The sequence below is a fragment of the Rhodospirillaceae bacterium genome (assembly GCA_018662005.1).
Classification (GTDB): Bacteria; Pseudomonadota; Alphaproteobacteria; order Rhodospirillales; family JABHCV01; genus JACNJU01.
This window is the reverse complement of sequence record JABJHA010000024.1, coordinates 1-7,442: the sequence shown is the minus strand read 5'-3', so window position 1 is coordinate 7,442 and position 7,442 is coordinate 1. Positions and strand designations below refer to the sequence as shown.

5 protein-coding genes and 4 pseudogenes are annotated in these 7,442 nt (G+C 53.0%); 5 read left to right on the top strand and 4 right to left on the bottom strand.

Features of this window, described 5'->3' with window-relative positions; translation table 11 throughout:
• The 5 genes and pseudogenes from HOL66_11180 to HOL66_11160 all read left to right on the top strand — a co-directional run bounded on the left by HOL66_11180 (window position 1) and on the right by HOL66_11160 (window position 3,475).
• Window positions 1-187 (top strand): annotated as a pseudogene (locus HOL66_11180) (calcium-binding protein).
• Window positions 188-250: 63 nt separating this feature from the next.
• A pseudogene (locus tag HOL66_11175) lies at window positions 251-757 on the top strand (hypothetical protein).
• Window positions 758-775: 18 nt separating this feature from the next.
• Window positions 776-1,090, top strand: a pseudogene (locus tag HOL66_11170) (hypothetical protein).
• A gap of 18 nt (window positions 1,091-1,108) precedes the next feature.
• A pseudogene (locus tag HOL66_11165) lies at window positions 1,109-1,612 on the top strand (hypothetical protein).
• A gap of 540 nt (window positions 1,613-2,152) precedes the next feature.
• The gene (locus HOL66_11160) at window positions 2,153-3,475 is read left to right on the top strand and encodes a hypothetical protein (GenBank protein MBT5244795.1); all 1,323 of its coding nucleotides are present in this window, start codon (window positions 2,153-2,155) and stop codon (window positions 3,473-3,475) included.
• Between the two features lie 7 nt (window positions 3,476-3,482).
• Here HOL66_11160 and HOL66_11155 read toward each other — a convergent pair whose 3' ends face one another.
• The 4 genes from HOL66_11155 to HOL66_11140 form a co-directional block, all read right to left on the bottom strand.
• Window positions 3,483-4,784: an HlyD family type I secretion periplasmic adaptor subunit gene (locus HOL66_11155; protein MBT5244794.1), complete on the bottom strand. Its 1,302-nt coding sequence runs from the start codon at window positions 4,782-4,784 to the stop codon at window positions 3,483-3,485.
• The gene (locus HOL66_11150; protein ID MBT5244793.1) at window positions 4,765-6,483 is read right to left on the bottom strand and encodes an ATP-binding cassette domain-containing protein; all 1,719 of its coding nucleotides are present in this window, start codon (window positions 6,481-6,483) and stop codon (window positions 4,765-4,767) included. Before HOL66_11150 ends, HOL66_11155 begins: the two co-directional genes overlap by 20 nt.
• Before the next feature lie 130 nt (window positions 6,484-6,613).
• A complete protein-coding gene (locus tag HOL66_11145) occupies window positions 6,614-6,982 on the bottom strand; it encodes a Clp protease ClpP (protein ID MBT5244792.1) in 369 nt (122 codons plus the stop codon).
• A gap of 11 nt (window positions 6,983-6,993) precedes the next feature.
• Window positions 6,994-7,442: hypothetical protein (locus HOL66_11140; GenBank protein MBT5244791.1), on the bottom strand; the 449-nt coding region annotated here is incomplete at its 5' end.

The following is a 7,442-nucleotide window of genomic DNA, read 5'->3' as shown; positions in this document are numbered from 1 at the left end:
TATAGAGAATGCCGTTGGTAATGTTGGCAACGACGTCTTTGACGGGTCCGACCTGACCACGTCTGCAAACTTTGCGGGCGGTGCTGGCAATGACGTCCTGACTGGTGGTTCTGGCAATGACCAGATTGAGGGGGGCGCTGGCGACGATACCCTGACCGGCGGTGCTGGTAATGACATATTGTATGGCGACCTTATTAATGAGCCAGTTTCGTTAACTTCACAATGGGCCAGCGGCGCCACTGCAAGTGGAATGTTCAACTCAAGCTATTCCTTTACGGAGGCAATTGGTGCACCCAATGTTTCTCACGCCTATGCCTACGGAGATTCGTGGGTTGTTGCAAACAACTCGCTTCCAGACGGGGCGAACTGGTTGAACGTCACCTACGATACACCGGTCTACGCTACGGGATTAACGATTTATGAGAGCCTTAGAAATGGCTCCGTATTCCAAATAGATTTGATTGATAACTATAATATTACACAAGAAACACTAACTGTTTCTGATGATACGCCGCATGTAGATCATTCAGATCCGTCTTGGGATAATAGCAAGTTTGTCCTTAATTTTCCAGCCACCAGCTACTTGGTGGAAAGCGTGAAGATTTACGTCAATCACACCTATTCCTCCCCGGGCGCCCAGCATCATGTAGCCATTGATGCTGTTGAACTGTACGCTAGCGGGATTACGGTTGGTAACGACACGCTCTCCGGCGGGGCTGGCGACGACACTCTCTTTGGCGGCGCAGGCCAGGATATCGCAACGTTTACCGGCTTAATGTCGAATTATCATTTGAGCGTTAGTGAAGCAGGGCTTGTCGTCACCGATGTCGTGGGTGGCGAAGGATCGGATACTCTTTCCGATATTGAGACGTTGTCCTTCGCTGATGGGGACCTTCAGGTGACGCTCGATAGCGGCCTCTATACCTTGAGTGGTAGCGGTCTGGCAGATAACATAACAGTTGATGGTGCGGCTGGGTTTGCTCTTGCAGGCCTGGTGGGCGACGATACCCTCACTGGCGGATCTGGTGACGACGTCCTGACGGGTGGTGCCGGCGACGACACTCTCTTTGGCGGCGCAGGCCAGGATATCGCAACGTTCACCGGCTTAATGTCGGGTTACCGATTTAGTCATAGTGCTGAAGGTCTTGTTGTCACTGATACGCTTGGCGGCGAAGGGTCCGACACTCTTGTCGGCATTGAAACGCTGTCTTTCAGCGACGGCAATGTGCAGGTCACACGTATCGATAACCAGTTCACGCTGAGCGGTGATTCCCTGTTCGCTAGCACCACCATTTCCGGCGGCGGCAGCTTTGCTCTGGCTGGTACGGGCCTTGCCGTTACGGCGGCCTCTGCTTCGGCAATGGAAGGGAATTCAGGCGATACCGCCCTGACTTTCACCGTCACACGCAGTGGCGAGACGAGTGGCGAGACGAGCGTTGATTATGCGGTCACAGGGAGCGGGGCCAACGCCGCCGACGCTGCCGATTTTGGCGGGGTGCTTCCAACCGGAACCGTCAATTTTGCGGCGGGAGAAACCACCAGGACAATCACGGTCAATGCAACTGGCGATGCCATTGGCGAGAATAATGAAGGTTTTACGGTCGCTCTTTCGAATGCAAGCTCGGGGACGGGTATCACAACGGCCGCTGCATCTGGCTTGATTAATAATGACGATATCACAGCCACCGACGGCACATATGAAGTTGGGGAAAATATTGACATCACGGTTCCTTATTCTGACGTTGTAACGGTTAACACGAACGGGGGCACACCGACCCTGACCTTAAGCAATGGGGCAACGGCGACTTACCTTTCCGGATCGGGGACAACCAATCTGGTTTATCGCTATACGGTTACGCCGGAAGACCTGGCCAGTTCGGACCTGAACGTCAGTTCCTTGTCCCTTAACGGTGGAACGATCACGGGTTCGTCAGGAATTTCAGGAGTATCGAAATACGCCGGCAGCGATCTGACGACCAATGACGCCTGGCGCAGCACGTCTGTTTTCAAGGCCCTGGATGCCGATGGAGACAACGTCTACGGCAGCGACGGCTACAACCTGTTTAACCAATCGTCCTCGCTTCCCACATACATAGCCTCGCTTAGCAATTCGGCTGGGGGCAGCTATGGCCCGGCGGGTAATTACGTCGCCATGGATGACCCGTCCCAGCCGACCGGGGAAACCGTAAGCAACGTATCGACCGGTACCTGGTATCGGAATGGATCAGGAAACCTGTTAACGGTTACTGTCGGCAGTAGCACAAGTTTCCGTATGGGGCTGATACAGGACAACCATGATTTTGCGGCGATTTCACCGACCCAGATTCGCGTTCTACAAACTGTCGGCGGATCATGGGATTCCGGTCTGATTGATACCACTGCGGACAGAGACATGGACGCCGACTATTATTTCTTTGACATAACGGATGCCCAGGCCGGAGACACGTTCGTTATTTACGGCACGGGAGATGCGGCCTTTGGAAGCAATGGGTTTGGTGGTATCACATTCGACACGATTACTCCATTCGCACCAGAAATATCGGGTGATCTGGGCAGCATCGTAGTGGCCGGCCTTCGGGTGACAAACTTCTCGGGTCCGATGTCGAATTATCGCCTGAGTGTTAGCGCGCCAGGCCTTGTCGTCACCGACTTTGTCGGCAATGAAGGAAGCATCACCTTGGCCGCTATTGACAAGCTGTCCTTCGCCGACGGCGATATCCGCACGGCGGTTGCGGACGGTCAATACGTTCTGAGTGGCGGACCGATTTCAAATCCCATAACGATTAACGAACAGTCAGGCTTTGTGGCCTTTGGCGATCCGGGCGGGGAAACCCTGGCGTCACCGACCTTTATTAACAATGTGACTGATACGATCCAGGGCGGAGCGGGGGATGGCGATAGCATCTCCTTCCAAGCGACGCCGACCGGCAGCGGCGTGGCTGTCGATCTTGACGCGGCCGCTAGTGGAGGCTTGGTCAACTACACGAACGAAAACGGTACGGTTGATCATCTTCTGGGCTTTGAAAATGTTACCGGTTCCAACGGTAATGACACGATTTCGGGCGACGCGGGAAACAACACCCTGAGCGGGGCGGACGGTGACGACAGGATAATCGGCGGGGCAGGTATTGACTTCCTGACCGGCGGTCTGGGCAAAGACACGTTTGTCTTTAATCTGGAGACGGATACGACGACCAGCGATCTGGGAACGCCGGACGTGATCACTGATTTTGACGCCGCGAACGCAGACATAATCGAATTCGCCAATCTGACGCAGTTTACGTTTGTTGGAAATGAAACGGCCAGTTTTATGGATTATACGATATCAGGCGCTTCCGGGCGGTATAACGCCCAGACCAGAATGCTGGAGATTAACTCAGATACAGACGCCGATATTGATGTTGAAATCCAACTTCAAAACGTGGTTGCGGAAAATCTTGACGACAGCGACTTTATCGCCAGCGCAAATATGTAGATCGGGCTCAGCGTTCGCCGAAGGCTTCTTCCATGGATGACTGCCACGGGCCGGTTAAATACTCAAACACCGTGCGCTGCCCGGTTTGAATGCTGACCATGACCTGAATGCCCGGGAACAGGTTATATTTGTATTTTCCTCGTTCAAAGCGCTCGCTGTCCGGTTCGATCAGGACTTTGTAGTAGGGGACGCCATCTTCCATCACCAATGCATCGGGGCTGACGGTTCGGACGGTTCCGTTTATGTGACCGAAACGCATGGCGTCGGCGGATGTCAGTTTCAGCGTCGCGGCCTGGCCGACATTGATATATCCGATGTCCTGGTTCGCCAGCTTGGCTTCGATGATCAGGCGATCGCCGGAGGGAACCACGTCGGCGATAACGTCGCCGGGTTTGAGAACGCCTCCGACCGTGAAAACATAGAGGGACTTGATGACGCCGTTGACGGGTGAGCGAACAACGGTGCGTTTCAGGTTATCCTTGAGCTTCTGCATGCGCTGGCTTAGCTCCCGGAAAGTGAGACTGGCGTCATCCAACTCTATGCGATGTTCCTCGTTGAAGATGTTGGTCATGTTTTGAAGTTCGGTTCTGGCTTCAGCCAACGCCGAACGGGCACTTTGCAGGGCCGCGTTATCGACGATGACGCCGCCGGTTAGCCGGGCCGCTTCCTTTAGCAAATCCAGATGCTCGTAGCGATTGGTTAACTTTCGCTTTAATAATTTTTGGCTAATGGCGATTTGCTCATTGATCAGTTCCAGATTTTTTTTGCCATTTTTAATACGCGCCTTTACTTCACTTATCTCGTTTCTGCGCTGTTGGATGGTTTGGCGCTGTTTCTTTAATTGCCCCTTCATACTGGTCCGCTGGGCATGGAATAGCTTCAGGGCCTGATTGACCATTTCGGGGTGGTCTTTTTGCAAATCGGCATCAAAAGAAGGCGTGTCCGCTGCATTAGTCAATCCCTTCAGGCGGGCAATTTCAGCTCGAAGGGATGTCAGGCGAACCTGTAGTTCACCAACGTCGGCGTTATTGGCCGTCGGCTCCAGAACCACAAGGGGTTGGTCGAGCTTTACCTCGTCACCTTCATTGATCAGAATTTTGCGAATAATTCCGCCTTCCAGATGCTGTACCGATTTTACCTGAGACGACGGCACGACTTCGCCGGTTGCCATGCTGACGATGTCAATCGTGCTAAACGTGGACCAAAATCCAAAGGCGACGATGATCAGGCCGCATAGAATAAAAACCAAATGCGCCGCGTAGCCTATTGTCTCTGGTTGTGGTGTTGGTTCAGGTGGCGCTTGAGTCATTTCCCTGTCTTCCTGTTTGCGGCAAAACCTGTGCGTCATGGGAATTTTTACCTGCAATTTGGGTAATCTTCGGTGTCGGTTTTTCGTTGAGATCCAGGACGATATGAGAACCCTTCACGATGCTTGTGTCATGAGACATGATGATCACGGTACAGCCCTGCTTAACCAGTTGTCCCAACACCGTGCGAACGGCAGCGCAGCCCTCTGCATCAAAGCTTTCGGTCGGTTCGTCGATAATGACCAGTTTGCCATCGGTGGCGAGGGCTCTGGCCAAGGCAATACGGCGGCGAATACCCTCTGATAAACGCCAGCCGTTATCAACGATCACCGTATCCAGCCCGTCCTTGCTTTCATCAAGAAATTTTCTCAAATTGGCCGCTTCGATAATCTGATCAAGTTGCGCCGGTTCCAGGTCGGGGTTGTTAATAAGCAGATTTTCCCCGATGGAGGCGTTAATCAAGGCCGGTTCCTGTGGCAAATAAATAATTTGCCTGCGCCACCATTGTGTTGAAACTTGTTGTATGTCCAGGCCATCGACAAGAATTTGTCCACGGCTTGACCCCAGTAGCCCGGATAACAGTCGGGCTATCGTGGTTTTGCCGCTTCCGTTTGATCCGGTTACGACTAAGACCGATCCCGGTGTCAGGTTCAGGTTTAAGGATTCGAACAACGGTGTCGCATCCTCGGAGAAGCCGAACGCAAGATCGCGGAATTCAACACCACCCCTGTATTGAGCCATCTGGGCACCGCTATCGGGTTCCTCGGGCAGGGTGTCAAATTTCAGAATCATATCGAGCGCCTGGCGGGCCTTGGCAAAAGTGGTCGCCAACTGAGAGAATTTGGATATGGGTTGCAGGGCACGCACCGACAGGATGTTGGCACTCATCATGGTGCCAACATCCAGGTCACCATGCACGACCATGGTGGCACCGATGCCGATTACCGCGACGCTCAACAGGCCCGTGGCGGTCTGGGTGACTGTCTGCACCAAAGCCTGTTTGGAGGTGATGTCGCGTCGTAGCTTCTGGATAAAGAAGGTGTGTTTCGACCAGGCCGTGCGTAAATAATCGCCGGCGTTAAAGGCGCGTAACGTGTCGCTTTCGCGCGTGATCGTCCCCAACAGGGCACTGCCCTCACCTGAAGCCTTCTGCAATTGGGCTATCTTATCTTTTGCCGCCATGTTGGAGAACAATCCGACACAGAATACGACGACCATGAAACAGGCGACGACGAGTGCGATAGCCGGTGCCATAAGATAAATAACAAAAATAAAAATCAGTGAAAACGGGACGTCCAGAACGGTGGTGATGTTGTTGGCGTTAAAAGCCGATTCCACGGCCGCGACACCGTTCACCATTTGCCGCCTGGTTTCCGCCGGCACTTGTTCAAGTTCCTGGACTCTGGCTCGGGTCAAAATGCCGAAGCTTTTAATGGCCGCCAATTCATCCGGCGCGACATTAACTCCGCGAGCCAGCCGTAAGCGGGCCTGCCTGAGGGAAAATTCCAGGGAAATGGCGATCAGGACACCGGAAACCAGGGTTAACAGGGTGGCGTCGATGCCCTGGGCGACATAGCGGTTCAAAACCTGCATGACGAAAAGCGGACCGGCCAGGGCCAGGTTGTTGACAAACACCGACGCCAGGATCAGTTCCGAGAAGATCACCGGCATGGATATCAGACGTAGGAATAAATCTTTCATATAACTTCACTACTGTCCCGTAAAACCCAATCATGAGTCTACAACCTCTTGTTCTAAAATGGAAATAGCCATTTTATGGGTGTCATCGACTTGAACTGCAAAACCAACTCCAACATGCTCCCCCTTCGAATTACCGAGGGAGAGAACCATGTATGCCGGCAAACTCGTTTTTTCGCAGGTCATGGATCATGATTAACGCATTCTTGGGCATGACGACTTCATCACCAGCACACAGGATGACCGAGGCTATGGAAGCGGCCAAACCTTCAACGGTGACGATGACCTTCGCAGGATGCCTTTTAAGCGCGTTATAGATGGCGATGCCGTCAAAGACAGATCCGCCCGGACTGTTAATCCGAAGTGTTAGCTCGGAGATATCACCTAAGGATTTCATCTCATCGATAAAGGTCTTGGCTGGCACCCCGTAGGAGCCGATTTCGTCATAGATAGTGAGCTCCGCGACGCCATCGCTGGCGCGCGCTGTAAACCATGTTTTCATGTGAATTCCTTTTAAGCAGCAGATGCTTTTGAAGGCGCGTTAGGCTGATCTTCCTCAACCATGGAAGAAGGCTTAGCGTCTTTCTCAAATTTCAGACCAAGGGCTTCTTCTCGCACCCGGTCCGCCGCAATTCGGCGGTCCACTTCTTCGGCATCAAAGCCTTCACTTTCGATGACGTCAGAGCGGGATTTAAGCCCGGCATTGATGGCTTCAATTTCTGCCTTGCGATCTTTAAGAGGATCGACCCAATCCCATTTTGGCGGTATCCATTTTGCAGGAAGGTATCTTCCTGGCATGGCCGCAAAATCATTGATGCCCAATGCGCCAGACAGCACAGCGTCCTTCATCCAGCGCCGCCATACTGGTGAGACCGCCGGAGCAATAATCCACCACTGAAGCGGCCAGATTGCCTGGTTGTTGGCCGGAGTAATAATCCGCCAGTGGTAAGCTTTCTGCTTTT